The organism is Streptomyces aurantiacus, assembly GCF_001418335.1.
Taxonomy (GTDB): Bacteria; Actinomycetota; Actinomycetes; order Streptomycetales; family Streptomycetaceae; genus Streptomyces; species Streptomyces aurantiacus.
The window spans coordinates 1-24,715 of the sequence record NZ_LIPP01000042.1 but is presented as its reverse complement, the minus strand read 5'-3'; the positions used below and the strand labels follow the sequence as shown (position 1 = coordinate 24,715).

Below are 24,715 nucleotides of genomic sequence, written 5' to 3'. Positions count from 1 at the left end.
CTCACCTCCGGGGGAGCAGCAGGGAACGGTGCCATTCGAAAAAAACAGGAAGGACGGCACGAAGAACGCGGAAAGCCGATATTCCACCGCGCACCGTGCCGATCCGGACGAGTTCATGTTCTGGAGCGTCCACGACCACCCGTACGGCCGCAACCGGACGTTCGCCGGCGCGGACGGCGCTGTGGAGCGTGGCCGCCGACTCCATGTCGACCGCGATCGCGCCGGTCGCGAGCAGAGCCGGCCGTTCGGGACCGCGGACGACGTGATCGGAACCGGTGAGCGGTCCCGTGTGGACGGTGCGCCCTGGCAGGGCGCGCGTCAGCTCCTTGACGAGCAGGTCGGTGCCGACGCACGGCGTGGTGCCGTGCGGGCCCCGGGTCTCCTCGGCGACGACCAGGTCTCCCGGGTGCATACCGGGGGCGAGCCCGGCACAGAAGCCCGTGGCCAGGACGGCCGCCCGGCTGAGTGCCGGTCCGGCCAGTGCCCTGCCGACCGCCCGTTCGGCGGCCAGCGGTCCCATGCCCGTACGCAGCACGGTGACCGGTCCTTCGGCGCCGCCCCGGTCGCCGCCGGTGCGCAGGGCCAGTCGCTCGATGCCGAGCGCGCAGGCGATCAGCAGCGGGGCGGCGCCCGGTGTCGCGCTCATCAGCTCGCCCTGCCGAAGGAACTCTGGGAGCTCTGCAGGCCGGCGAACGGTTCGCCGTTGACGTACCGGCCGAGCGCGGTGAGCGGGAACACCTGCCGGTAGAGGTGGTAGTTGATCGAGAAGTCCCACGGGAACCCGGTGCCGGTGAAGTATGGCTCGTCCCAGGAGCCGTCCGCCAGCTGGGTCCGGGCGAGCCAGGCGACGCCGCGCTCGACGGCCTTGGAGTCGTGCTCCCCGGCCGCGAGCAGCGCCAGCAGCGCCCACGCGGTCTGGGAGGCGGTCGACTCGCCCCGCCCGCTCCACTCGGCGACGTCGTGGTAGGAGCGCAGGTCCTCGCCCCAGCCGCCGTCCTCGTTCTGTACGGTCTCCAGCCAGGACACGGCCCGGCGGATCGCGGGGTGCGAGCCGGGCAGTCCGGCGGCGACCAGCGCGGGCACCACCGACCCCGTCCCGTACACGTAGTTGACGCCCCAGCGGCCGAACCAGGAACCGTTCTCCTCCTGTTCCGCGAGCAGCCACTCGATGCCCCGGCGGGTGCGCGGGTCGTGGGCGAGCCCCTCGACCGCGAGCATCTCCACGACGTGCGCGGTGACGTCGGCGGACGGCGGGTCGATGACCTCGCCGAAGTCGCAGAACGGCAGCCGGTTGGGGAAGGGGCTGGTGTTGTCGACGTCGAAGGCGCCCCACGCGCCGTTCTTCGACTGCATGCCGAGGTTCCAGCGCACCCCGCGTCCGATGGCCTTCTCCACCCGCTCCGGGTCGTGGTGCTTGACGCGGCGCAGCGCGAGGACCACCTCGGCGGTGTCGTCGATGTCGGGATAGTTGTCGTTGTGGAACTCGAACGCCCAGCCGCCGGGCGAGAGTTGAGGCCTTTTGACCGCCCAGTCGCCGGGGCGGACGATCTCCTCTCCGAGCATCCAGTCCGCGGCCCTCACCAGCTGCGGATGATCGGCGGGCACGCCCGCGTCGGCGAGCGCGATGGTCGCGAGACAGGTGTCCCAGACCGGTGACTGACAGGCCTCGATCATCCGGGCCCCGTCCTCGCGCCACACGGCGAAGCGGTCCAGGGAGGCCAGACCCTCGCGCATCACCGGGTGTTCGAGGTCGTAGCCGAGCAGGTACAGGGCGATGACCGAGTAGACGGCGGGCGGCTGGATGCCGCCCCAGCAGCCGTCGTTCTCCTGGCGCTCGATGATCCAGCGGCCCGCGGTGTTCATCGCGGCCCTGCGGAGCCTGCGCGGCGCGACCTTGCGGTAGGCGTGCAGGGCCCGGTCGAGGCGCTGGAACACCCCGTCCCAACTCGCCACCGGGGCGAAGGGCTTGACCGGGTTGGGGTCGCGGGGGTCGGTGTGCAGCTCGTCCAGCGCGAAGGGCGCGGGGCGCACCGGGCGCTTCGCCGAAACGACGGTGAGCGGCACGATGGTCTGCCGGGCCCAGCAGCCGAAGTCGTAGATGTTGAGCGGCGCCCACTTCGGGAAGTAGATGAGCTCCGGGGGGAGTTCGGGGAGGTCGTCCCACTTCCACCAGCCGAACAGGGCGAGCCAGATCCGGGTGAAGACACGGGCCGCGGCGATGCCGCCCCGCTCCCGGATCCACGCGGCGGCCCGCGCCATGTGCGGATCGTCCGGCGCGTCACCGGCAAGGCGCAGGGCGACGTACGCCTCGACGGTGGTGGAGAGTTCCCCCGGTCCGCCGTAGAAGGAGGCCCAGGTGCCGTCCTCGCGCTGCTCGCCGCGGATGAACAGGGCCGCGGCGTGGGTGGTCTTCTCGTCGTCGATGCCCAGGAACTGACGGAGCAGCAGGTCTTCGGCGTCCATGGTGACGTTGGTCTCCAGGTCGCCCTTCCACCATCCCTCGGCGTCCTGCGTGCTCAGCAGGAAGCCGGTGGCGCGCTGTATCGCGCGCGCGGCGGCGTCTCGGACATCGGCTGTCCCGGCTGCCGCGGGAGTCGATTCTGTACGGATGTCGCTGGCCGAGGCAGCGCGGGGCGGCAGTGCTCCGGTGCTTCCGTCGGTCGTCGCTGTCATGGCTTCCCCTTCGTGCAGTGGTGTGTCTCTGCTGTGGGTCCGCCGTCGGCCGGTGCGCGTGACTGCGCAGCACCGGCCGGCGACTACGCGAGGTGTATTCGACCGATAGTGATCATCTCTTTCGTACGACGACGAAGTCGGCGAGCTCCACGAACTGGGCTCGTACCTGTTCGGGCATATGGATGGTGTCGAGCGCCTCGACGGCGACGGTGTGCTGCCGGCGCGCCTCCTGGGCGGTCCACTCGCGGCCGCCGGCCTCCTCGATGAGCGCGGCGCGTGCGGCGAACTCCTCCTCGGAGAAGTTCTCGAAGTCGCTCCTCTTGGCGTCCGCCGCGAGCAGTTCGCCGAGCCGCTCGGAGGCCGGGCCGCCCGCCGCGAGCGCGGCCACGACGGGCAGGGACTTCTTGCGCTGGCGCAGGTCGCTCCAGGTCTGCTTGCCGGTGGCCACCGGGTCGCCCCAGATGCCGAGCAGGTCGTCGACGGCCTGGAAGGCGAGGCCGAGGTGGTAGCCGTACTTCTCCAGCGTGTCGGCCGTGCGGTCGTCGGCGCCGCCGAGGACCGCGCCGATGGAGGAGGCGCAGGCGAGCAGGGCGCCGGTCTTGTTGCCCTCCATCTCCAGGCACTCCTCGACGCTGACGCGGTCGCGGTGCTCGTAGGAGATGTCCTGGGCCTGGCCGTCGATCAGCGCGCGCGTGGCGGTGGTGAGGCGGCGGGTGGCACGGCCCGCCTCGACCGTGCCGATCTCCAGGAGCAGTTCGTTGGCCAGCGCGAACAGGGCGTCGCCGACGAGGATCGCCTGGGCGGGGCCGTGCACCTTCCAGACGGTGTCGCGGTGCCGGCGCTGCTCGTCGCCGTCCATCAGGTCGTCGTGCAGGAGCGAGAAGTTGTGCACCAGTTCGACGGCGACCGCGCCCGGCACGCCCACCTCGGGGGCGGCGCCGGCGGCCTGGGCGGACAGCACGGCGAGGGCGGGCCGTACGGCCTTGCCGCCGTCGCCGTCGGCGGGGTTGCCCTCGGCGTCGATCCAGCCGAAGTGGTAGGCGGCGACCGTGTCCATGGGAGGTGCGAGGCGGTCGATGGCCGCCCGCAGTACCGGTGAGGCCAGGGTCCGGCCACGCTCCAGGAGCGCGGTCACGTCCACCGCGTCGGCAGCCTTCGATGCCGGGGGCACAGTGGGCACAGTCTCTCCTCTATTTGCGATACGGGGGGTGCGGGCACCGGTCCCCGCGCTCTGATCGAGCGTCACGCCGCCTCCTCGAAGAGCTCGACGAGGTGGTCGCGAGGCCGGCCCAGGGCGTCGAGCGCCGCGTCGGCCGCGCTCACGCCGCTGCGGACCGCACTCTCCATGGTCGCGGGCCACCCGGTGGCGGTCCACGCGCCGGCCAGGTACAGGCCGGGTGCCTCGGTGCGGGCGCCGGGCCGCAGCCGGCCGACGCCGGGGGCCGGAGCGAACGTCGCGGTTCGCTCCCTGGTCACGAAGAAGTCCTGGACCGCCGCGTCCCGGGCACGGGGCAGCAGTCGCTCCAGCTCCGGCAGATACCGCTCGCGCAGCGCCGAGACGGGTTCGTCGATCTCGTCCTGCGCGACCGACTGGGACAGCGCGAGGTACTGGCCCTCCTTGAGCCCGGACGCCTCGGTCCGGTCGAAGACCCACTGCACCGGGGAGCCGAGGGCGGCGAAGAACGGCCGGCTGAGCACCTTCCGGTCGTACACGACGTGGATGTTGAGGATCGGCACCGTACCGATGTCGAGCAGCCGCTCGGGGGCGTCGAGTGCGCCCTCGGGCAGCAGATCGTGGGCCTCGCGCTGCGGTACGGCGAGGACGACCGCGTCGGCGTCGAGCGTTTCGCCGGGAACCTGAACGCGCCAACGCCCGTTCTCGTGTGGGGAGATGGATCCGTCTTGGTGGATGGGTCCGGGTCGGGAGATGGAGGTGACGCGTGTACGGACTTCGGTACGGACTCCCGCGGAGTCGAGCGCCTTGCGGGCCAGCCGGTCGTGCAGTTCGCCCAGAGGGACGCGCGCCCAGCCGATGTCGGCCGCGCCCGGGGCGGAGAGCAGACCGGTCTTGAACACCATCGCGGCGAGGCCGAGCGACGCGTCGCCGGCCACCGCGTTGAGGGTGGCGACCCCCACCAGGTCCCACAGTGCCTCGATGGCCCGCTCGGACTGACCGTGCGCGGCCAGCCAGCCGCCGAAGCTCTGCGTGTCGAGCGCCGGATCGGCGAGGTCGAGTCTCTTGAGCGCCAGTGCGGCACGGCCGACCTTGGCGCGCTCGGCGAGCGACAGATGCGGGTAGGTCGCGAGGCTGCGCGCCAGATGCAGGGGGACGGGCAGCGCCGTCCGGCCGATTCTGCCGAGCCGTCGTCCGGGTTTCGCCCCGGCGTCCAGGACCGGCACGTCGAGCCGGGCCTGCAGCGGCGCGAGGTCCGCTCCGTCGACGCGGCCGAGGAACCAGCGGTAGGCCGTGCAGCAGCGCAGGTACACATGCTGGCCGTTGTCCACGGTGAGTGCGTCACGCTGGAAGGAGAAGGCGAGCCCGCCGAGGCGGGGCCGCCCTTCGAGCAGCGTCACCCGCACTCCCGCGTCGGCCAGCGCGAGCGCCGCGGTGATCCCGGCGAGCCCCCCGCCGACCACCACGGCCGTCGCGGGGCGGCTCGCCGAGTCGGCGTCGAGGCCCTCGTCCTGTGTGGCGTCGTTCATCGTGCACCTTCCCCCGCGGCCTCGCCGTGCCGGTGGAACGGGGCACGGGCGGCCGTCGAAGTCAGGGACGCGGCGTGGGGGCGGAGGGTTGCGCACCGCTTCCAGGCGCTCGGTTCACCCCGTCCGGCTTGTCTGTCTCGTCCGTCTTGTTCGTCCTGGACCGGAGTGTCCATCAAGCGCGCCTCCTGATGGTGCGGCGGGAGACGTGCCGGGCGTCGAGTCCGGACAGGCCCCGCACGGCGACGTACGCCTTCTCGCGTCCGGGCAGTGAGACCCGGCCGCGCAGGACGGCCTCCGGGTCGCGCTCGATGCGGTCGAGGAGGCGGCGGTAGATGCCGGCCATCGCGGCGACGCAGGCGCCGCTGCGGCGGTCCAGCATCGGCAGCAGGCGGTAGCCCTCCGCGAACAGCGCGCGGGCCCGGCGCACTTCGAAGTGCACGAGGCCCGCGAAGTCCGAGCCCTCCGGTGGCCGCGGCCCGTCGAACCCGGCCGAGCAGCCGAACTTCGCGAGGTCGTCCGCGGGCAGATAGGTACGGCCGCCCTCGGCGTCCTCCCGAACGTCCCTGAGGATGTTGGTGAGTTGGAGCGCGAGCCCGAGCGTGTCCGCGTACTCCGGCGCCCGCTCGGCTCCGCGCGCCCCCGATTCCGTACCGAAGACGCCGAGCGAGAGCCGGCCGATGGCGCCGGCGACGCAGCGGCAGTAGACCTTCAGGTCGTCCCAGGTCTCGTACGTCTCGCCGCGGACGTCCATGAGGACGCCGTCGATGAGTTCGTCGAGGCCGTCGAGCGGGACCGGGAAGTGGTCCGCCGTGTGCCGCAGGGCGACGGCGACCGGATCGGTGTCGTCCTCGTCCACCGCGCGGTCACGGATCCGGGCGAGCAGCACCCGGGTCTCCTCAAGCCGCGCCGCCTTGACCTCGGGGGCGAGCGCGCCGTCACCGATGTCGTCGACGCGCCGTGAGAACGCGTACAGCGCCGACATGGCACGCCGCTTCGGCGTCGGCAGCAGCCTGATGCCGTACGCGAAATTGCGGGCCTGCTGCCCGGTGATGGCCTCGCAGTAACCGTATGCGGCGAGTACCGGTGCGGACATGTGTGGTTCCGACTCCACGGTCCGGATCACCCCTTTCCTCGCAGAGTCACTCCCACCTCGCGCAGCAACTGGATCTTGCCGGGCTTCGGCGGGCCGGGAAGTACGTCGTATTGGGCGGCGGCGATCGCCCGGATCGCCGCCCTCCCTCCTGCCACGAACCCCGCGAGCAGCAGCTTCAGCCTGCCGTGGACGCTACCCACAAGGGGGGTGCCTTCATTCAGGAGGTTCCCGGCGCGTTCTGTTTCGTATGCAACCAGTGCGCGCGCCGATGCGCCTGCTGTGGCCGTGGCGAGATCCGCCTCCTGGACGTGAAAGCGCTTCATGTCCTGGGCGGGAAGGTAGATGCGGTCGCGGCCGAGGTCCTCGGCGACGTCCTGGAGGTGCTCGACGATCTGCAGGGCCGTGCAGACGGCGTCGGAGCGGCGGACCCGCTCGGGGGTCGAGGTACCGGTGACGGAGAGGACCAGACGGCCGACCGGGTTGGCGGACAGCTCGCAGTAGGCGAGGAGGTCGTCGTAGGTCTCGTACCGCTTGACGATCTGGTCCTGGCGGTTTGCCGCGATCAGGCCGAGGAAGGGCTCGGGGGTCAGGCCGGTGCGGCGGACCGTCGGCTGGAGCCGGCGCAGGAGCGGGTGGCCGGGAGTCGAGTCGAAGACCCGGTGCAGATCCGCCTCGAAGGCGTCGAGCAGGAGGAGCCGGTCCTCGGCCTCGTCGGGCGGGACGCCCAGGAGGCGGGCGTCCTGGCCGCCGGGGGCCAGGTCTCCGTCGCCGATGTCGTCGACGAGCCGGGCGAAGCCGTAGACGGCCATGAGGTCGGCGCGCCAGGCCCTGGGCAGAAAGAACGGCGCCACGGGAAAGTTCTCGTCCGCGGCCTTGTCGAGGGTGCTGCGCTCCGGGTCACCGGCGCGCGCCGTGCCGGCTGGCGTCATCGCTCGCTGCCCGGGCCGGGAGCGGTGGACCCGCAGACGGCACACGCACAGCGGCGCTGGAGAGTTTCCGTAGCCATTGCCGTCACATCTCCCGTTCTACACTGCCGACCCAATACTGCCCATTTCGGACACGCCGCCCGGTTGTCCGCGCAGCAGACCCCTCTCCGGGCGTCGCGCATTATCGCCCCACTTGCCGCGAATCAGCACCGGTACAGCTTACGTTGTACAACCCGGCACGCCTCGTCGGGGTGTCCCGCACATCACAAGAACACACCGATTGGCGTCAAGATTCCTAAGGACGCCGAGAGTTGGCTCTTCCTTTGCAGACGCAGGGCCCCGTCGAACCGTTCCGACGGGGCCCCGAGTGCTGTCACGCGATGCGGGCTACTTGCCCGTGAACTTCTCGTACTCCTTCAGAACCTCGCCGGTCGGGCCGTCCAGGCGCAGCTCGCCGCGCTCCAGCCACAGGACGCGGTCGCAGGTGTCACGGATCGACTTGTTGTTGTGGCTGACGAGGAACACCGTGCCGGCCGATTTGCGCAGCTCCCGGATCCGGGCCTCGGAGCGCTTCTGGAAACTGCGGTCGCCGGTGGCGAGGGCCTCGTCGATCATGAGGACGTCGTGGTCCTTGGCGGCCGCGATGGAGAAGCGCAGCCGGGCGGCCATGCCGGAGGAGTAGGTGCGCATGGGCAGGGTGATGAAGTCGCCCTTCTCGTTGATGCCCGAGAACTCGACGATGTCCTGGTAGCGCTCCCTGATCTGCTCCCGGGTCATGCCCATGGCCAGGCCGCCGAGAATGACGTTCCGCTCGCCCGTGAGGTCGTTCATCAGGGCCGCGTTGACGCCGAGGAGGGAGGGCTGGCCGTCGGTGTAGACGTGGCCCTTCTCGGCGGGCAGCAGTCCGGCGATGGCCCGCAGCAGGGTGGACTTGCCGGAGCCGTTGGAGCCGATCAGGCCGATGGCCTCACCGCGGTAGGACTTGAAGGAGACGCCGCGGACGGCGTGCACCTTGCGGACGCCCCGCTCCTCGCCGCGCCTGACGATGCGGCTGAGGGCGGAGGTGGCGCTGCCCTTGCCGGTCCTGGCGCCGTTGACGCGGTAGACGATGTGCAGTTCGTCCGCGATGACGGTCGGGATCGCGCTCCCGGTGTTCTGCTCAGCCACGGCCGTAACGCTCCTCAGCCTTCCAGAAGTACACGAATCCGCCGACGGCGACGAGGACGGCCCAGCCGCCCGCCACCGCCCACACGTGCGGCGGCAGGTTCTCGGAGCCGTAGCCGTCGACGAGCGCGAAGCGCATCAGGTCCATGTAGATGGCGGCCGGGTTCCACTGCAGGATGTCGGCGATCCACTCCGGGTGCTCTTCGAGCATCACGGGGATCGAGAACATGACCCCGGACGCGTACATCCACGTACGCATCACGAACGGCATGAGCTGGGCCAGGTCCGGGGTCTTGGAACCCATCCTGGCCATGATCATCGCGAGGCCGGTGTTGAAGAGGAACTGCAGCACGAGGACCGGGACGATCAGCAGCCAGGACAGCTGGGGATAGCTGCCGAAGCCGACCGCCACGACGAACAGCACGATCATCGAGAAGAGCAGCTGCTGGAGCTGCTGCAGCGAGAACGAGATCGGCAGCGCGGCGCGCGGGAAGTGCAGCGCCCGGACCAGGCCGAGGTTGCCGGAGATCGCGCGCACCCCCGCCATCACCGAGCTCTGCGTGAAGGTGAAGGTGAAGACACCCGTCACCAGGAACGGGATGTACACCTCCCGGGACATGCCGCGGTCGGCCTTCAGGATCAGGCCGAAGATCAGGAAGTACACGGCCGCGTTCAGCAGCGGTGTGGCCACCTGCCACAGCTGGCCGAGCTTGGCCTGGCTGTACTGGGCGGTGAGCTTCGCCTGCGAGAAGGCGAGGATGAAGTGACGCCGTCCCCAGAGCTGGTGGACGTACTCGACGAGGCCGGGCCGGGCGCCGCTGACGGCCAGCCCGTACTTGGCGGCGAGGTCCGCCGCGGTAAGCCCGTCATCGGGGGACGGAGGGGCGCTCACCGCGACGCCGCCGTCATGCGTTGTCTCACTCACAAGGGAAACTTTCGTCCTCAAGATGCGCGGCCTGGTAGGGCGTAGGCCAAAGACAGGGACCGGGGTACGGCCCGAATGCTCTCAGATATCGAGCTTGTCAGATGACGGGTGGCCGGCCCAGTCGGGTCAGGCGCCATACCGTACGCCACTTCATGGGGCGCCGGGGCCCGCACGGACTGGTCCAGCCCTCCTTGAAACCGCCGAACCAGGCCTGCAGGGCCGGGCGCGACGGGCGACGGGCGAGCGTGAGCAGCATCCACACGCCGAGGTACACGGGGACCAGCGGCGCGGGCAGGTTCCGGCGGGCGAGCCAGACGCGGTTGCGGGCGACCATCCGGTGGTAGACCGCGTGCCGCGAGGGCGCGGTCGTGGGGTGGTTCAGCACCATGTCCGAGCGGTAGTCGATCATCCAGCCCGCGTCGAGGGCCCGCCAGGCGAGGTCGGTCTCCTCGTGGGCGTAGAAGAACTCGTCGGGCAGCCCGCCGACCTCGGCGAGCACCTTCGTACGGACCGCGTTGGCGCCGCCGAGGAAGGTGGTGACACGGGAGTTGCGCATCGGATCGGAGGCGCGGAGCCGGGGCACGTGGCGGCGCTGGGTGATCCCGGTCTCGGGGTCGGCGATGCGGAAGCTGATGATGCCGAGTTCCGGGTCGGCCGCGAAGGCCTGCCGGCAGAGTTCGGCGGTGTCGTGGTGGGCGAGGAGGCCGTCGTCGTCCAGGAAGAGCAGGACGTCCACGTCGGTGCCGCCCGGGCCGAACGCCTCGATGCCGACGTTGCGGCCGCCGGGGATGCCGAGGTTCTCCGGCAGTTCGACCGTACGGAGCCCCGGTGCGGACCCCGCGACGTCCGGGACGGGCGAGCCGTTGCCGACCACGACCACCTCGACCGGGTCGCCGTCCTGCTTGGCGACCGAGTCGAGGAGGGCACGGAGCTCGTCGGGGCGGTTGCCCATGGTGATGATCACCGCGCCGACCTTCATGGCCGTGCTCACTTCAGCCTGCTCGACGCGAGGATGGACACCAGGTGCAGCACGGTCTGCAGCACCGCGATGCCGGCCAGGACCGCGACGCCGAGCCGCGAGAAGAACAGGTCGTCCCGAACCGTGTCCAGGACCGCGAGGACCAGGATGAGCAGGGAGGCCTCTATGCCGAGGACGAGCCGGTGGAACTTCAGCGCGCCCGCGGCCCGGCGGGCCAGCGCCATGCCGGAGGAGCGCGGCTCGGAGGCCGACTCCTGGACCGGCGCCTTGCCCGTCTGGTGGCGGGCGACACCGACGAGGTCGGTCTCGGACTTGATCAGGACGGCGCCGAGGGCGGCCAGGGTGCCGAGGAAGGCCCACAGCCAGTCGATCCGCCCGGTGCCCCACAGATCGGCGGCGCGCAGACCGAAGCCGACCAGGACGGCGGCGTCGCACAGGTAGGCGGCGACGCGGTCGACGTACACCCCGGTCATCGAGTACTGCTTGCGCCAGCGGGCGAGTTCGCCGTCGACGCAGTCGAACAGCAGGTACAGCTGGACCATGAGCACACCGAGCACGGCGCCCGGGATGCCCGGCACCAGCAGGGCCGGCGCGGCGAGCACGCCGAAGACGGTCATCACATAGGTCAGCTGGTTGGGCGTGACCTTGGTGTTCACCAGGTGCCGGTCGATGCGCAGCGAGATCTCGCGCATGTAGAGCCGGCCCCCCCAGTGCTCGCCGCTGCGCCGGTCCTTCACACCCGGCGGGTGGACGACCGGGCGAAGCTCAGCTACCGATGGCTTTTGCATAGTCGGCGTATGCGTCCCTGATCTGGTCGGTGGAGAGAGCGAGGTGTTCGAGGATGGTGTAGCGGCCCGGCCGGGTGCTCGGAGCGAACTCCACGACCTGGACGAACTCGTCCGGGGTGAAGCCGATCTCCTCCGGCAGCACGGGCAGCCCGTGGCGGCGCAGGACCTCGGCCATGTACGCCGACTCCTCGCGGGCACCGCGCAGGTGCATCGCGAAGGCCGCGCCCAGACCGCACTGCTCGCCGTGGCTGGCGGCGCGCTTGGGGAAGAGCAGGTCGAAGCCGTGGTTGATCTCGTGGCAGGCGCCGGACGCCGGACGGGAGTCGCCCGCGACCGACATGGAGATGCCGGTGAGGACCAAGCCCTCGGCGAGCACCTGGAGGAAGCCGTCGTCGCCGACGCCGCCCGGGTGCCGCAGCACGGCCTCGCCGGCCTGGCGGGCCATCGCGGCGGCGAGACCGTCGATCTTCTCGCCCTTCTCGCGGTTGGCCAGCTCCCAGTCCGCGACCGCGGAGATGTTGGACAGGGCGTCGCCGATGCCGGAGCGCACGAAGCGGACCGGGGCCTCCCGGATCACGTCGAGGTCGATGACGACGGCGATCGGGTTCGGCACCCCGTACGAGCCGCGGCCCGCGTCGTTGTCGAGGGTCGCGACCGGTGAGCACAGACCGTCGTGCGAGAGGTTCGTGGCGACGGCGACCAGCGGGAGGCCGATCCGGGCCGCGGCGTACTTCGCGCAGTCGATGATCTTGCCGCCGCCGAGGCCCACGACCGCGTCGTAGCGCCCCTTCTTCATGGCGTCGGCGAGCTTGATCGCCTCGTCCAGGGTGCCGCCGCCGACCTCGAACCAGTCGGCGCCCGGCATCGCGGGGGCCAGGCGTTCGCGCAGCTTGGCGCCCGAGCCGGCGCTGATGGCGACGGCCAGCTTGCCGGAGTGCGAGATGCGCTGGTCGGCGAGGACGGCCGCGAGGTCGTCCAGGGCGCCCGGACGGATGTCGACGACGACCGGCGAGGGGATGAGCCTCGTCAGTACTGGCACGCGATCTCACGTCCCTTGGCGAGGTCGTCGTGGTTGTCGATCTCGACCCACTTGACGTCGCCGATGGGGGCCACGTCGATACGGAAGCCGCGGTTCACGAGCTCCTGGTAGCCGTGCTCGTAGAACTGCTGCGGGTCCGCTTCGAAGACGGTCTTCAGCGCGTCGGCCAGTTCGTCGGCCGCGTCGCCCTCGATGAGGGTGACGCCGATGTACTCACCGGTCGCCTCGGCCGGGTCCATCAGCTTGGTGATCTTCGTCATGTCGCCCTCGGGGCCGACGACGACCTTCATCTCCTCGTCGGCGAGGGACTTCACCGTGTCGAGGGCGAGGATGATCTTCTTGCCGTCGCCGCGGGCGGCGAGCAGGGTCTTCTCGACGGAGACCGGGTGCACGGTGTCGCCGTTGGCGAGGATCACCGAGTGCTTGATCGCGTCACGGCCGCACCACAGGGAGTAGGCGTTGTTCCACTCCTCGGCCTTGTCGTTGTCGATCAGGGTGATCTTGACGCCGTACTTCTGCTCCAGCGCCTCGCGGCGCTCGTAGACCGCTTCCTTGCGGTAGCCGACGATGACCGCGACCTCGGTCAGACCGATCTCGGCGAAGTTGCCGAGGGTGAGGTCGAGCACGGTGATGCTGTCCTCGTCGCCCTCGGGCCCCACCGGCACCAGGGCCTTGGGCAGGACGTCGGTGTAGGGACGCAGACGCCGTCCGGCGCCGGCAGCCAGCACGAGGCCGATCATGCGGGTTCTCCTTCATCGTGTACGGCGGGAGCGCCGCGCCTGTGGGCGGTCACCCAGTAGCGGATGCTCTCGAAGAGCACCAGCAGTGCCACGGCCACGGCGAGAACCGTGAGCGCGACCTTGAAATCTGTGGCGGTGAGCAGCGCGGCCAGGACGGCGACCAGCAGCGTCCTGCCTTCGTGCCCGCCGATCGCCCGCACCAGCCAGTGCGGCGGCGCGCCTGCGCCCCCGCGGATGCGGTACACCGTGTCGTAGTGATGGTAGGCGACCGCGGCCACCAGCCCGAAAGCTGCTGGAAGGGCGCCGTTCACATCGGCCTTGGCCGCCAGGATCAGGACGGTGCCGTATTCGGTGGCGCGGAAGAGCGGGGGGAGCAGCCAGTCGAGGGGGCCCTTGAGGGGGCGTGCGACGACGTCACCCGACACCAGGACGTACGCGACGGCGCACACGACAGTCGACCAGCCCGGTCCGTCGATCCAGGCCGCGAGGACCACGACGACGGCACCGGCCAGGGCGAGAAGCCGGGCCAGGACGGGGAGAGGGCTCGGTATGACGCGTGCCAGCGACTCCGCCAGGGGCCCGCTGTCCGCGAGGTCCGCCAGCGCCCGCGCGGCCTGGTCCGTCCGCTGTGCCCGGCGGGTCAGCGAGCGCAGCACCCGGCCGGCGGTGGTGTAGCAGGCGGCGAAGGCGCAGCCGACGAGCAGCACGTAGAAGGTGATGCGGGGCGTCGTGAGCGCGGTGAGTACTGCGATCATCGCCCAGCGCTCGCCGATGGGCAGGACGATCATCCGGCGCAGCCAGACCGTCCAGCCGACGCCGTCGAGCCGGTCCGAAAAGGCGGCCGTGGGGCTGGAGTTGGCGGTGGCACCCGGGCCCGGCGTGCTGTTGACGTGCGCCTCGTTGAAGGAGAAGTCGACCACGTGCCGGCAGGTCTGCAGGACCATCGCGCCGAGGGCCAGCGCCCATACGTCGTCGCCGCCGCGGGCGGCGCCGAGGGCGAGGCCCGCGTAGTAGGCGTACTCCTTGGCCCGGTCGAAGGTCGCGTCGAGCCAGGCGCCGAGCGTGGAGTACTGCAGGGAGTAGCGGGCGAGCTGGCCGTCCGTGCAGTCGAGGACGAAGGAGCACAGGAGCAGCAGGCCCGCGGCGACGAAGCCGGCCCTGGTGCCGGTCGCCGCGCAGCCGGCCGCGATCAGCGCGGTGAGCAGCGACGCCGTGGTGACCTGGTTCGGGGTCAGGCCGCGGCGGGCGCACCAGCGGGCGAGGTAGCGGGAGTACGGGCTGATGCAGTACGTGGTGAAGAAGCCGTCCCGGGACTTCACCGCCGTACGCAGCCGGATCGCTTCCTCGTCCACCGAGGCGACGGCCTGCCGGGCCTCGTTGCGGGCCTGTGGGTCCCTGGGGACCTCGGCGACGAGTTCGCCCAGTTCGGGGCGGTGCAGATCGGTGTCGAGGGCGTCCGCGACGCGGTCGGTGACGATGCCGACCACCACGGAGCCGTTCGACGCGTCCGTGGAGGCGGTGCGCAGCGCCCGGCCGAGCGCCGCACGCGCCGCGGGCTTGGCGGTGACGGCGCCGGGGATCGCGGCGGCGTCGAAGCGGGGGTCGGTCAGGCCGAGCCGCAGCGCGTGGACGTGCCCCACGAAGCGGGCGTCGACGACGGCGACCCGCTGGTCCGCGGGGACGGCCGCGAGGAGCGTCTCGGCGTCGGCCGCGTCGGCGGCGGCCCGCACGTCATAGCCGAGCGACCGCAGATCGCCTTCGAGCGACGACCCGGGGACCGGCTGACCGGTGAGGATGGCGGTCGACAGACGAACTCACTCCTCTGGGTTCCGGCGTACGCGACGCCGGGCATGTGCGTGGTGGGGGTGCGCCCCGGGCCAACTACGGCCGGGCGGCACGTCGGCAGAGGCTATCGGATGATGAGAAGCAGCCGTTCACCGGCCGTTCACGGTCCGATCAACAGGATCTGATCGGCGCGCCCGCCACGATCATCATCGTGGATTCGGGCCCCCGCCCACAAACCGCGGCCCATTCCGGCGCAATCCACGGCATAGCTCCCGCGCCCTCCGAAAGGACTGCGGACCCGGCATAGGGTGGGCGCCCATGACATGGCTGATCACAGGTGGAGCTGGATACATCGGGGCGCATGTGGCGCGGGCCATGGCCGAGGCCGGGGAGCGCGTGCTCGCGCTCGACGACCTCTCGGCCGGGGTTCCGTCGCGGCTGCCCGAGGGGATCCCGCTCGTGCAGGGTTCGTCCCTCGACGGGGAGTTGCTGAAGCGGGTCCTCGCCGAGCACGCGGTGACGGGTGTGGTGCACCTGGCCGCGCGCAAGCAGGTCGGCGAGTCCGTGGCCCAGCCCGCGCGCTACTACCAGGAGAACGTCGGAGGGCTCGCCACGCTCCTGGACGCGGTCGCCGGGGCGGGTGTGGAGCGTTTCCTCTTCTCGTCGTCCGCGGCCGTCTACGGCAACCCGGACGCGGAACTCATCACGGAGGACACTCCGTGCGCCCCGATGAGTCCCTACGGCGAGACGAAGCTCGCGGGTGAGTGGCTGGTGCGGGCCGCCGGCCGCGCGCACGGCATCAGGACCGTGTGCCTGCGCTACTTCAACGTGGCGGGCGCCGCCGCGCCGGAGCTGGCGGACACCGGCGTCTTCAACGTGGTCCCGATGGTCTTCGACCGGCTCACGCGCGGCGAGGCCCCCCGGATCTTCGGCGACGACTATCCGACGCCGGACGGCACCTGCGTACGCGACTACATCCATGTCGCCGACCTCGCCGAGGCACATCTCGCGGCGGCCCGGCGGCTGTCCTCCGCGGACGCCGCGGGCGATCTGACGGTCAACATCGGCCGCGGCGAGGGTGTCTCGGTGCGCGAACTCGTGACGCTCATCGGCGAGGTCACCGGCGACACCCGTCCGGTGCGCGTCGAGCCGCGCCGCCCGGGTGACGCCCCGCGCGCGGTCGCCTCGGCGGCGCTGGCCGCCGGCGAACTGGGCTGGACCGCGCGGCGCGGGGTGCGCGAGATGGTCGAGTCGGCCTGGCGGGGCTGGCAGCTGCACCACGCGTGACACAGTGCGTGACACGGGGACGTGGACGTGAGGGACGCGAACGTGGACGGCCCGGCTTCCGGGTGGGATTCGGACTGGCTTCCGGCCGGCGCCGGGCCCGGTTCACCGCTGCGGGTGAAGTACGGATAGCTCCCGTTCTGGACGGTTCCGTGCCGGTAGCGGCGGGAACGATGGGGTGTCCGGCCCCTTTCGGCGTCCGGTCGGCACAGGGCGTGATGTCCGGTTCGGCCGCGCGGCGGAACCGGATGCGCGGGACCCGCGTGGTGCCGGGAGTGCCGGTTCGGTACGGCAGACTTGGGGCTCGAAGACCGATGCGAAGGACGGGTATGCCGATCACTCCTGCCACCGCGACGCACAGTTCGTCGAACGGCGCCGCTGAAGCCATCTTGCTCGAACTGGTCGACGAGGACGGCGTCACGATCGGCACGGCGGAGAAACTCACAGCTCATCAGCCGCCCGGTCAGCTGCACCGGGCGTTCTCCGTCTTCCTCTTCGACGAGCGGGGCCGGCTGCTGCTGCAGCAGCGGGCGCTGGGCAAGTACCACTCCCCCGGTGTCTGGTCCAACACCTGCTGCGGGCACCCGTACCCCGGCGAGGCCCCCTTCGCGGCGGCCGCGCGCCGGACGTACGAGGAGCTGGGAGTCTCGCCGTCGCTGCTCGCCGAGGCGGGCACGGTGCGCTACAACCACCCGGACCCGGCGTCGGGGCTGGTGGAGCAGGAGTTCAACCACCTCTTCGTCGGGATGGTGCAGTCGGCTCTGCGGCCCGACCCCGAGGAGGTCGGTTCGACGGCCTTCGTGAGCGCGGCCGAGCTGGCCGAGCGGCACGCGGCGGACCCGTTCTCGGCGTGGTTCATGACGGTGCTGGACGCGGCCCGGCCGGCGATCAGGGAGCTGACGGGCGCCCCTGCGGGCTGGTGACCGCCGGCCCGCGTCACAGCGGGCCGTCAGACCACTCGTGCGACGGTGAGGGGCAGCGCCGACCAGATCACCTTGCCCCCCGCCGCCGTGTGCTCCACGTCGCACACCCCGCCCGCCTCCTGTGTGATCTCGCGTACGAGGAGGAGGCCGCGGCCGCCGGTCCGGCCGTGGTCGGCCTCCAGGGCCGTCGGGCGGTACGGGTGGCTGTCCTCCACGGAGACCCGCACCCACTCGGCGCCGACGGCCACCTCGACGGCGAGCATCGGGGAGAGCACCGCCGCGTGCCGGACGGCATTGGTCACCAGCTCGGAGACGATCAGCAGCAGCCCCTGCACCACATCGTCCGAGACCGGTACGCCCTGGCGGACCAGCAGGTCACGGACCGCGTGCCGCGCCTGCGGCACCGAGGCGTCGACGGCGGGAGCGGTGAACCGCCAGACGCCCTCGTACGGCAGAGGGCCCGGCGGTCTCTCTCCGCGGGGCGCCTTCCCGCCGCCTTCGGGACGGTGGCCGGGCCCCCGTCCCTGGTCGTCCATCGTCCGGTCGCCGCCCTTGCGCTCGATTGTCACCACACGTCGAGTGTTGGTAACGCGCTGGTGCGGACCGGATGACTGAACAGAAGTCAGCGAGTATCGACGGCTTCTGACCGCCGACGCATGACACCGTCAGCCGTGCGACCGGTCCTGTCCCTCTTGTGTCGAATCGGGAACTCTTCGGGTTGTACGGGTTTGGTCGGAGACGAGACTGACGATGCGCCTGCCGCCGTACCCGGTCGCCACCAGGCCCAGCCCGTCGAAGAGCAGCGCCAGCGAGAAGAACGTACCGATGACGTACTTGCTGCTGCTCGGCCAGGACGCGAGCACGAGGATGCCGAGCAGCAGATCGAAGGCGCCCTGCACGAGGGACCAGCCGAACTGGGGGCCGCGCACCACCATGCTGCCGACCAGGCGGAAGACGCCACCGGTCAGGAACAGCAGCGCCGCGAACATGGTCAGCGCCTCGGCAGCGGCCTCCGGCTTGCTGATGATCACGACGCCCGCCGCGATGTTCAGGGCCGCGACCACGACGCCGAGCCAGAAGAAGTTGGAGGCGCGGGCCTGCACCGCGTGCAGCAGGCCGACCACGCCGCCGATCAACAGCAGCCAGCCGAACAGCACCATCGAGGTCAGCGTGGCGAGCCCGGTGTAGACGAGGCCGACCAGGCCCGCGAGCACCAGGATCACGCCGAGCACGGCGAGCCAGCCGAAGCTGCGGCTGAGGTCGGCGGTCCCGTCCCTGGATTTGGACGCGGATGCCCGTTTCGACGGGGGTACGGACTCGGGTCCGGCCGTGGACTCGCGTGCGGACTTGGACTTGGACCTGATCATCAGCCCTCCTCGGACCTGCCTGCCCCCTGTCCTCACGCGTACCCGCCCCCTTCTTGATCGTACGTTCGGGGCGCACGGATAGCATCCGGCCATGGAGCCGCAGCTGCTGCACAGCGTCGCCGACGGCGTCGCCACCGTCGTCATCCACCATCCGGCCAAGCGCAACGCCATGACGGCGGCCATGTGGCGGGCGCTGCCGCCGCTGCTCGACGCGCTGGCCGCCGACCCGGCCGTACGCGTGCTCGTGCTCACCGGCGAGGGCGGGACCTTCTGCGCCGGAGCCGACATCTCCTCGCTGCGGGATTCGGCCGGGGAGGCGCAGGGCCTCGCCGTGGGGGCGGAGGACTCGCTCGCCGCGTTCCCCAAGCCGACGCTCGCCGCCGTACGCGGCTACTGCGTGGGCGGCGGGTGCCAGCTCGCGGCGGCGTGCGATCTGCGGTTTGCGGACGAGCAGGCGTCGTTCGGGATCACACCGGCGAAGCTGGGGATCGTCTACGCGGCGTCCTCCACCCGGCGGCTGGTGTCCCTCGTGGGGCCCGCCACCGCCAAGTACCTGCTGTTCTCGGGCGAGTTGATCGACGCGGGGCGGGCGCTGCGCACCGGTCTGGTGGACGAGGTGCTGTCCGGCGGCGAGCTGGACGAGCGGGTCGCGGAGTTCGCCCGGATCCTCGCGTCCCGCTCACAGCTGACCCAGGCCGCCGCGAAGGAGTTCGCCGACGGCCGCACCGACCGGGACGCGCACTGGGCGCGGCAGGCGCGGGACGGCGACGACACCGCGGAGGGGGTCGCCGCGTTCCTGGAGCGCCGCCGGCCCGCTTTCACCTGGACGACGTCGCGCCAGGAGCCGCGTTAGGGATCGTCTCCGGAGCCGCGTCAGGAGTCGCTTCAGGAGAGGGCGAAGCGGCTCCGTGAGCGGAACCGTTCGACGAGGTGGGCGGGTGCCTTCCGCGGGGAGCCCGAGTCGTACGGCGGCTGGGGGTCGTACTCCACCGCCAGCTGTACGCCCTGGGCGTGCTCGTCGCCCGCGATCCTGCCCAGCAGCGTGAGGCCCATGTCGATGCCGGCCGAGACTCCGGCGGCCGTGACGTACTTCCCGTCGGTCACGACCCGCTCCGCCGTCGGTACGGCGCCGAAGCGCTCCAGATGGCCGACGGCCAGCCAGTGGGAGGTCGCGCGGCGTCCCCGGAGCAGTCCGGCTCCGGCCAGCAGCAGCGAGCCGGTGCACACGGACGTCGTCCAGGTGCTGGTCGCGTCGGCCGTGCGCAGCCAGTCGAGGAGCACCTCGTTCTCCATCTGCGGCGTCTGCCCCGGACCTCCCGCGACCACGACGATGTCCGGGTGCGGGACCTCGGCGAGGGTCCGGTCGGCTGTGACGGCGAGGTTGCCGGTGTCGGTACGGACCGGCCCCCGGCGCTCGGCGACGAAGACCGTCTCGGAGCCGGGGAGGCGGCCGAGGGTCTCGTAGGGGCCGACCGCGTCCAGGGCCGTGAAGCGGTCGAAGACGACGATGGCGATCTGCATGGGGGGCCTTCGCTTTCTCATGGGGTGCTGACGGGGTTCTGGTGGGGCACCCGTGAGCTCGTGCCTGCCTTGCCTGCCTTGCCTGCCGGTGCCGGGCGGAAGCGCCGGCGGTACTCCGCCGGAGCCACGCCGAGCGCCTTCACGAAGGCCCGGCGCATGGCCTCCGGGGTGCCGTAGCCGCTGGCCCGGGCGATCTCCGCGACGCCGTCGGCGGTGTCCTCCAGGAGACGGCGGGCGTGTTCGAGGCGGACCGAGTCGACATAGCGGCCGGGGGTCGTGCCCGTCTCGGCCTGGAAGGCGCGGGCGAAGTGGCGGGGGGACAGCCGGGCGCGGGCGGCGAGCGTCTCGACGCACAGGTCGTCGCCGGGGTGTTCGACGACCCACTGCTGGACGTCCCTCAGCGGGGCGCGCCGGGCCGTCTGCGCGGACAGCTGGGCGCTGAACTGGGACTGGTTCCCCGGGCGTCTGAGGAAGACGACGAGGTGGCGGGCCACCGTGAGGGCCGTCTCCCGACCGACGTCCTCCTCGACGAGCGCCAGGGCGAGGTCGATCCCGGCGGTGACCCCGGCCGAGGTGGCGACCCGGCCGTCGCGTACGTAGATGGGGTCCGGGTCCACCTCGACGGCCGGGTGGTCCCGGGCGAGCCGGTCGCAGTACGCCCAGTGGGTCGTCACCCGGTGCCCGTCCAGGAGGCCCGCCTCGGCCAGCAGGATCGCCCCGGTGCAGACGGAGACCAGGCGCTCGGCGTCCGGGCCGTGCTCGCGCAGCCAGGCGATCACCCGTGGATCGGGGCCGCGCGCGCCGCGCCCGCCCGGGACGAGCAGGGTGTGCGGGGCCGGGGCCTCGGCGAGGGCATGGTCCGGGACCAGGGTCAGGCCGCTGGAGGTGCGTACCGGCCAGCCGTCCAGGGAGGCGGTGCGGATGCGGTACGTCTCCCCCGGCTCCCCCGCCTGCGTGTCGACGCCCGCGAAGACCTCCACGGGGCCCGTGACGTCGAGGCTCTGGACGCCGTCGAAGAGGACGACGAGGACGGTGCGGTGCGGCATGGGCCCGATTCTTCGCGCGCACAAGGATGGCCGCAATGACGAATACCCCACCTTCTCTGCCATGGGCCCGCCCTGGCCGCCGGTCGATCGCCGCGCCGATCGCCGCGCGAGGGCCGGGCGGGGACCGGGCGAAGGGCCGGGCGAAGGGCCGCGCGGAGGCCTCGGGTGCGCCCCGCCATTCGCCCCGGCAATCGCCCTGCCATTCGCCCTGCCATTCCCTGCGTACCAACCAGTCGGTAACATGCCGGTCCATGACCACAGCCCTGCCGGAGCGTGCCGGACGCCGATGTCACAACGTCCTCAACCCACTGCACTCGTGCCAGTACTTCTCGCCCGATCTCGGCAGGGAGCTGGCCGGGGTCGGGGTGACGGACCGCAGCGCCGCCTACTTCGCGGTGCGTGCCGCCGCCATGGGGCCGGTGGGCGCCGGCACGGTGACGGCGACGTTCTACAACTTCCGCCACGAGCTGGTGGCACGGCATGTGCCGATGGTGTGGCGGACCGCCTCTCCCGAGGTGGCGCTCGCAGCCCGTGAGCGCGCTGCGGACGCGACGCTGCGACGGCTGCTCGGTGACGAGGTGATCGCCTCCGAGGAGGTCGCCGAGGCGGCGCGGCTCGCGCTGCGCGCCACCGAGGCGTGCACCAGGACCGCTCGCCCGCTGTACGCCGCCCACGCGGACCTGCCGGTGCCCGACGAGCCGCACCTCGCGCTCTGGCACGCGGCCACGCTGCTGCGCGAGCACCGGGGCGACGGGCACCTCGCGGTGCTGCTCGACGCGGCACTCGACCCCGTGGAGGCGCTGGTGAGCCACACCGCCACCGGCAGGGGCATGGCCCCGAAGTGGGCGCTGTCCACCCGCGGCTGGCACCGCGACGACTGGGACGCGGCCGCCGGCCGGCTCCGGGAGCGGGGACTGCTCACCGCCGAGGGCGAGTTGACGCAGGACGGTGTGGCCCTCCGCAAGGAGATCGAGGTCCGGACGGACCGCCTCGACGCGGCTCCGTACGAGCATCTGGGCGCCGCGGGTGTCGAACGGCTCACGGAGCTGGCCACGGGTCTTGTCTCGACGGCACTGGCCGCCGGCGCGTTCCCCGAGGGAATGATCGGCAAGGCCTGAGCCCCGCTCGGGCACCGGTCCGCGCAACTCCCAGCAGGCGGGCCGGGGTTTGGGGCGCGGATCCGAGGTACCCGTATGTCTCCCGGCCGTACTGATCGGGAGACGAAAGGGGTAAGTCGTGTTCCGTGCCATCGCAGACGTGTTGCGACAGATCGGCGGGGCCGTCGCCACGGTGGTGACGCTTCCGTTCCGGGCCCTGGCCCGGCTGTTCGGCGGCGCCTCCAGTTCGACGCGCAGGGGCGGACGGATGCGCAGGGCCTGACCGAAGACCACTGCGAGGAGCCGGACACGCCGATGACGTGTCCGGCTCCTCGCATGTCCGGGCCGCCCTTGATCCCCCGTTGTCGGTGCCACCTGCCACAATTGCGGCGCAACCTCAGTCAAGAAGGCGGTACGGGAATCGTGACCACAGAGCTGCCACCCCTCGCAGGGTCCATCGAAGGCAGGATCGCCGAGGAGCTCGGCGTACGGGAGCGGCAGGTCAAGGCGGCCGTCGACCTGCTCGACGGCGGGTCGACGGTGCCCTTCATCGCCCGCTACCGCAAGGAAGCGACCGAGATGCTCGACGACGCGCAGCTGCGCACGCTCGAAGAGCGGCTGCGCTATCTGCGGGAGCTGGAGGAGCGGCGCTCGGCGATCCTCGACTCGGTGCGCGAGCAGGGCAAGCTCACCGAGGAGCTGGCGGAGCGGATCCGGGGCGCTGAGACCAAGGCGCGCCTTGAGGACATCTACCTGCCGTTCAAGCCGAAGCGGCGCACGAAGGCGCAGATCGCCCGTGAGGCGGGCCTGGAGCCGCTCGCCGAGGGGCTCCTCGGGGACCCGTCCGTCGACCCGGTCGCCGCGGCCACGGCCTTCGTCGACGCCGACAAGGGCGTCGCCGACCCGCAGGCCGCTCTGGACGGCGCCCGCTCGATCCTCACCGAGCGGTTCTCGGAGGACGCCGACCTGATCGGCGAGCTGCGCGAGCGCATGTGGACGCGCGGCCGGCTGGCCGCCAAGGTCAAGTCGGGCAAGGAGGAGGCGGGCGCCAAGTTCGCCGACTACTTCGACTTCGCCGAGCCCTTCAAGGAGCTGCCCTCGCACCGCGTCCTGGCCATGCTGCGCGGCGAGAAGGAGGAGGTCCTGGACCTCGTCCTGGAGCCCGAGGAGCCGTCCGAACAGCCCGGCCCGTCCTCGTACGAGCCGATCGTCGCGCAGCGCTTCGGGATCGCCGACCGCGGCCGTCCCGCCGACAAGTGGCTGGCGGACACGGTCCGCTGGGCCTGGCGCACCCGGCTGCTCGTCCACCTCGGCATCGATCTGCGGCTTCGGCTGCGCACGGCCGCCGAGGACGAGGCGGTCAACGTCTTCGCGACGAACCTGCGCGACCTGCTCCTTGCCGCCCCGGCGGGCACGCGCTCGACGCTGGGTCTCGACCCCGGGTTCCGTACGGGGGTGAAGGTGGCCGTGGTCGACTCGACCGGCAAGGCCGTCGCCACGGACGTCATCCACCCGCACGTCCCGGCGAACAGGTGGGACGAGGCCGTCGCCAAGCTCGCCCGCCTCGCCAAGGAGCACGCGGTCGAGCTGATCGCGATCGGCAACGGCACGGCGTCCCGCGAGACGGACAAGCTCGCCGCTGAACTCATCGCCAAGCACCCGGAGCTGAACCTCACCAAGGTGATGGTGTCCGAGGCGGGGGCTTCCGTGTACTCGGCGTCGGCGTTCGCGTCGCAGGAGCTGCCCGGCATGGACGTGTCGCTGCGCGGCGCCGTCTCCATCGCGCGCCGCCTCCAGGACCCGCTCGCCGAGCTGGTGAAGATCGACCCGAAGTCGATCGGGGTCGGCCAGTACCAGCACGACCTGTCCGAGGTGAAGCTCTCGCGCTCCCTCGACGCGGTCGTCGAGGACTGTGTGAACGGCGTGGGCGTGGACGTGAACACGGCGTCGACGCCGCTGCTCTCCCGCGTCTCCGGCATCACCTCCGGGCTCGCCGAGAACATCGTGGCGCACCGCGACGCGAACGGCCCTTTCACGTCCCGCACCGCCCTGAAGAAGGTGGCCAGGCTCGGCCCCAAGGCATACGAGCAGTGTGCGGGCTTCCTGCGGATCCGCGGCGGTGAGGACCCGCTGGACGCGTCGAGCGTGCACCCCGAGGCGTACCCCGTGGTCCGTCGGATGGTGAAGACGGCGGGGAGCGAGGTCGGCTCGCTGATCGGCAACACCGGGGCGCTGCGCTCGCTGCGGCCGACCGATTTCGTGGACGAGACGTTCGGGCTGCCGACGGTGTCGGACATCCTGCGGGAGCTGGAGAAGCCGGGGCGCGACCCGCGGCCCGCCTTCAAGACGGCGACCTTCAAGGACGGCGTCGAGAAGATCGCCGACCTGGTCCCCGGGATGGTCCTCGAAGGAGTCGTCACGAACGTGGCGGCGTTCGGGGCGTTCGTGGACGTCGGTGTGCACCAGGACGGTCTGGTGCATGTCTCGGCGATGTCCAAGACGTTCGTGAAGGACCCGCGGGACGTGGTGAAGTCCGGGGACATCGTGAAGGTGAAGGTGCGGGAGGTCGACATTCCGCGCAAGCGGATTTCTTTGACCTTGCGGCTGGACGACGAGGCGGCGCCTGCGGGGGCTGAGGGCGGCTCCGGAGGGCGCCCTCAGC

General features: G+C 71.6%; 24 protein-coding genes. 6 read left to right on the top strand and 18 right to left on the bottom strand.

Annotated elements, in window-relative coordinates:
- Position 1: 1 nt before the first annotated feature.
- The 14 genes from AOK01_RS07020 to AOK01_RS06960 form a co-directional block, all read right to left on the bottom strand.
- Positions 2–646 (bottom strand): phosphorylase family protein, encoded by a 645-nt coding sequence (locus tag AOK01_RS07020; protein ID WP_055509568.1) that lies wholly within the window; start codon positions 644–646, stop codon positions 2–4.
- Complete coding sequence (gene shc / locus AOK01_RS07015; protein WP_055509566.1) at positions 646–2,673, bottom strand: squalene--hopene cyclase; 2,028 nt, start codon at positions 2,671–2,673, stop codon at positions 646–648. The genes AOK01_RS07020 and shc overlap by 1 nt, the downstream gene beginning before the upstream one ends.
- Before the next feature lie 112 nt (positions 2,674–2,785).
- A complete protein-coding gene (locus AOK01_RS07010; RefSeq protein ID WP_079103225.1) occupies positions 2,786–3,919 on the bottom strand; it encodes a polyprenyl synthetase family protein in 1,134 nt (377 codons plus the stop codon).
- On the bottom strand, positions 3,916–5,376 hold the full coding sequence (gene hpnE / locus AOK01_RS07005) for a hydroxysqualene dehydroxylase HpnE (RefSeq protein ID WP_055509562.1): 1,461 nt from the start codon (positions 5,374–5,376) through the stop codon (positions 3,916–3,918). The genes AOK01_RS07010 and hpnE overlap by 4 nt, the downstream gene beginning before the upstream one ends.
- On the bottom strand, positions 5,373–5,549 hold the full coding sequence (locus AOK01_RS46460; protein WP_359396687.1) for a DUF6380 family protein: 177 nt from the start codon (positions 5,547–5,549) through the stop codon (positions 5,373–5,375). The genes hpnE and AOK01_RS46460 overlap by 4 nt, the downstream gene beginning before the upstream one ends.
- Positions 5,549–6,499: a presqualene diphosphate synthase HpnD gene (hpnD, locus tag AOK01_RS07000; protein ID WP_055509559.1), complete on the bottom strand. Its 951-nt coding sequence runs from the start codon at positions 6,497–6,499 to the stop codon at positions 5,549–5,551. Before hpnD ends, AOK01_RS46460 begins: the two co-directional genes overlap by 1 nt.
- Entirely contained in the window at positions 6,496–7,398 is a 903-nt protein-coding gene (gene hpnC / locus AOK01_RS06995; protein WP_055509558.1) for a squalene synthase HpnC, read from the bottom strand. The genes hpnD and hpnC overlap by 4 nt, the downstream gene beginning before the upstream one ends.
- A 384-nt stretch (positions 7,399–7,782) precedes the next feature.
- Positions 7,783–8,562 (bottom strand): ABC transporter ATP-binding protein, encoded by a 780-nt coding sequence (locus AOK01_RS06990; RefSeq protein ID WP_055509556.1) that lies wholly within the window; start codon positions 8,560–8,562, stop codon positions 7,783–7,785.
- Positions 8,555–9,484, bottom strand: coding sequence for an ABC transporter permease (locus AOK01_RS06985; protein WP_055509554.1), 930 nt, complete (start codon positions 9,482–9,484; stop codon positions 8,555–8,557). The genes AOK01_RS06990 and AOK01_RS06985 overlap by 8 nt, the downstream gene beginning before the upstream one ends.
- Positions 9,485–9,581: 97 nt before the next feature.
- Entirely contained in the window at positions 9,582–10,475 is an 894-nt protein-coding gene (locus tag AOK01_RS06980; RefSeq protein WP_079103224.1) for a glycosyltransferase family 2 protein, read from the bottom strand.
- The gene (locus AOK01_RS06975) at positions 10,472–11,200 is read right to left on the bottom strand and encodes a CDP-alcohol phosphatidyltransferase family protein (protein WP_055509550.1); all 729 of its coding nucleotides are present in this window, start codon (positions 11,198–11,200) and stop codon (positions 10,472–10,474) included. The genes AOK01_RS06980 and AOK01_RS06975 overlap by 4 nt, the downstream gene beginning before the upstream one ends.
- Before the next feature lie 28 nt (positions 11,201–11,228).
- Entirely contained in the window at positions 11,229–12,290 is a 1,062-nt protein-coding gene (locus tag AOK01_RS06970; protein ID WP_055509548.1) for an iron-containing alcohol dehydrogenase family protein, read from the bottom strand.
- On the bottom strand, positions 12,278–13,030 hold the full coding sequence (locus tag AOK01_RS06965) for a phosphocholine cytidylyltransferase family protein (protein ID WP_055509546.1): 753 nt from the start codon (positions 13,028–13,030) through the stop codon (positions 12,278–12,280). Before AOK01_RS06965 ends, AOK01_RS06970 begins: the two co-directional genes overlap by 13 nt.
- A complete protein-coding gene (locus tag AOK01_RS06960; RefSeq protein ID WP_055509544.1) occupies positions 13,027–14,838 on the bottom strand; it encodes a DUF5941 domain-containing protein in 1,812 nt (603 codons plus the stop codon). Before AOK01_RS06960 ends, AOK01_RS06965 begins: the two co-directional genes overlap by 4 nt.
- Positions 14,839–15,133: 295 nt before the next feature.
- Between AOK01_RS06960 and galE the strand changes: the two genes are divergently transcribed.
- Entirely contained in the window at positions 15,134–16,102 is a 969-nt protein-coding gene (gene galE / locus AOK01_RS06955; protein ID WP_055509542.1) for a UDP-glucose 4-epimerase GalE, read from the top strand.
- A gap of 326 nt (positions 16,103–16,428) precedes the next feature.
- Positions 16,429–17,022 carry an isopentenyl-diphosphate Delta-isomerase gene (gene idi / locus AOK01_RS06950; protein WP_055509540.1) on the top strand — a complete coding sequence of 198 codons (594 nt, stop codon included), beginning with the start codon at positions 16,429–16,431 and terminating at the stop codon, positions 17,020–17,022.
- Between the two features lie 26 nt (positions 17,023–17,048).
- Here the strand turns inward: idi and AOK01_RS06945 are convergent, their stop codons facing one another.
- Together AOK01_RS06945 and AOK01_RS06940 are read right to left on the bottom strand one after the other, a co-directional pair.
- Positions 17,049–17,558: an ATP-binding protein gene (locus AOK01_RS06945; RefSeq protein WP_055509615.1), complete on the bottom strand. Its 510-nt coding sequence runs from the start codon at positions 17,556–17,558 to the stop codon at positions 17,049–17,051.
- A 129-nt stretch (positions 17,559–17,687) separates the two neighbouring features.
- Positions 17,688–18,389, bottom strand: coding sequence for an HdeD family acid-resistance protein (locus AOK01_RS06940; RefSeq protein ID WP_079103223.1), 702 nt, complete (start codon positions 18,387–18,389; stop codon positions 17,688–17,690).
- 91 nt (positions 18,390–18,480) lie between these two features.
- Between AOK01_RS06940 and AOK01_RS06935 the strand changes: the two genes are divergently transcribed.
- A complete protein-coding gene (locus AOK01_RS06935; RefSeq protein ID WP_055509538.1) occupies positions 18,481–19,242 on the top strand; it encodes an enoyl-CoA hydratase/isomerase family protein in 762 nt (253 codons plus the stop codon).
- 32 nt (positions 19,243–19,274) lie between these two features.
- Here the strand turns inward: AOK01_RS06935 and AOK01_RS06930 are convergent, their stop codons facing one another.
- Both AOK01_RS06930 and AOK01_RS06925 read right to left on the bottom strand, forming a co-directional pair.
- Positions 19,275–19,910 carry a DJ-1/PfpI family protein gene (locus AOK01_RS06930; RefSeq protein WP_055509536.1) on the bottom strand — a complete coding sequence of 212 codons (636 nt, stop codon included), beginning with the start codon at positions 19,908–19,910 and terminating at the stop codon, positions 19,275–19,277.
- Between the two features lie 17 nt (positions 19,911–19,927).
- Positions 19,928–20,956 (bottom strand): GlxA family transcriptional regulator, encoded by a 1,029-nt coding sequence (locus AOK01_RS06925; RefSeq protein WP_079103222.1) that lies wholly within the window; start codon positions 20,954–20,956, stop codon positions 19,928–19,930.
- 251 nt (positions 20,957–21,207) lie between these two features.
- Between AOK01_RS06925 and AOK01_RS06920 the strand changes: the two genes are divergently transcribed.
- From AOK01_RS06920 to AOK01_RS06915, 3 genes are all read left to right on the top strand, one after another.
- Positions 21,208–22,074 (top strand): SCO6745 family protein, encoded by an 867-nt coding sequence (locus AOK01_RS06920; protein WP_055509534.1) that lies wholly within the window; start codon positions 21,208–21,210, stop codon positions 22,072–22,074.
- A gap of 118 nt (positions 22,075–22,192) precedes the next feature.
- Entirely contained in the window at positions 22,193–22,336 is a 144-nt protein-coding gene (locus tag AOK01_RS46095; RefSeq protein ID WP_169800106.1) for an LPFR motif small protein, read from the top strand.
- Positions 22,337–22,476: 140 nt separating this feature from the next.
- A partial coding sequence (locus tag AOK01_RS06915; protein WP_055509532.1) for a Tex family protein occupies positions 22,477–24,715 on the top strand: 2,239 nt, incomplete at its 3' end.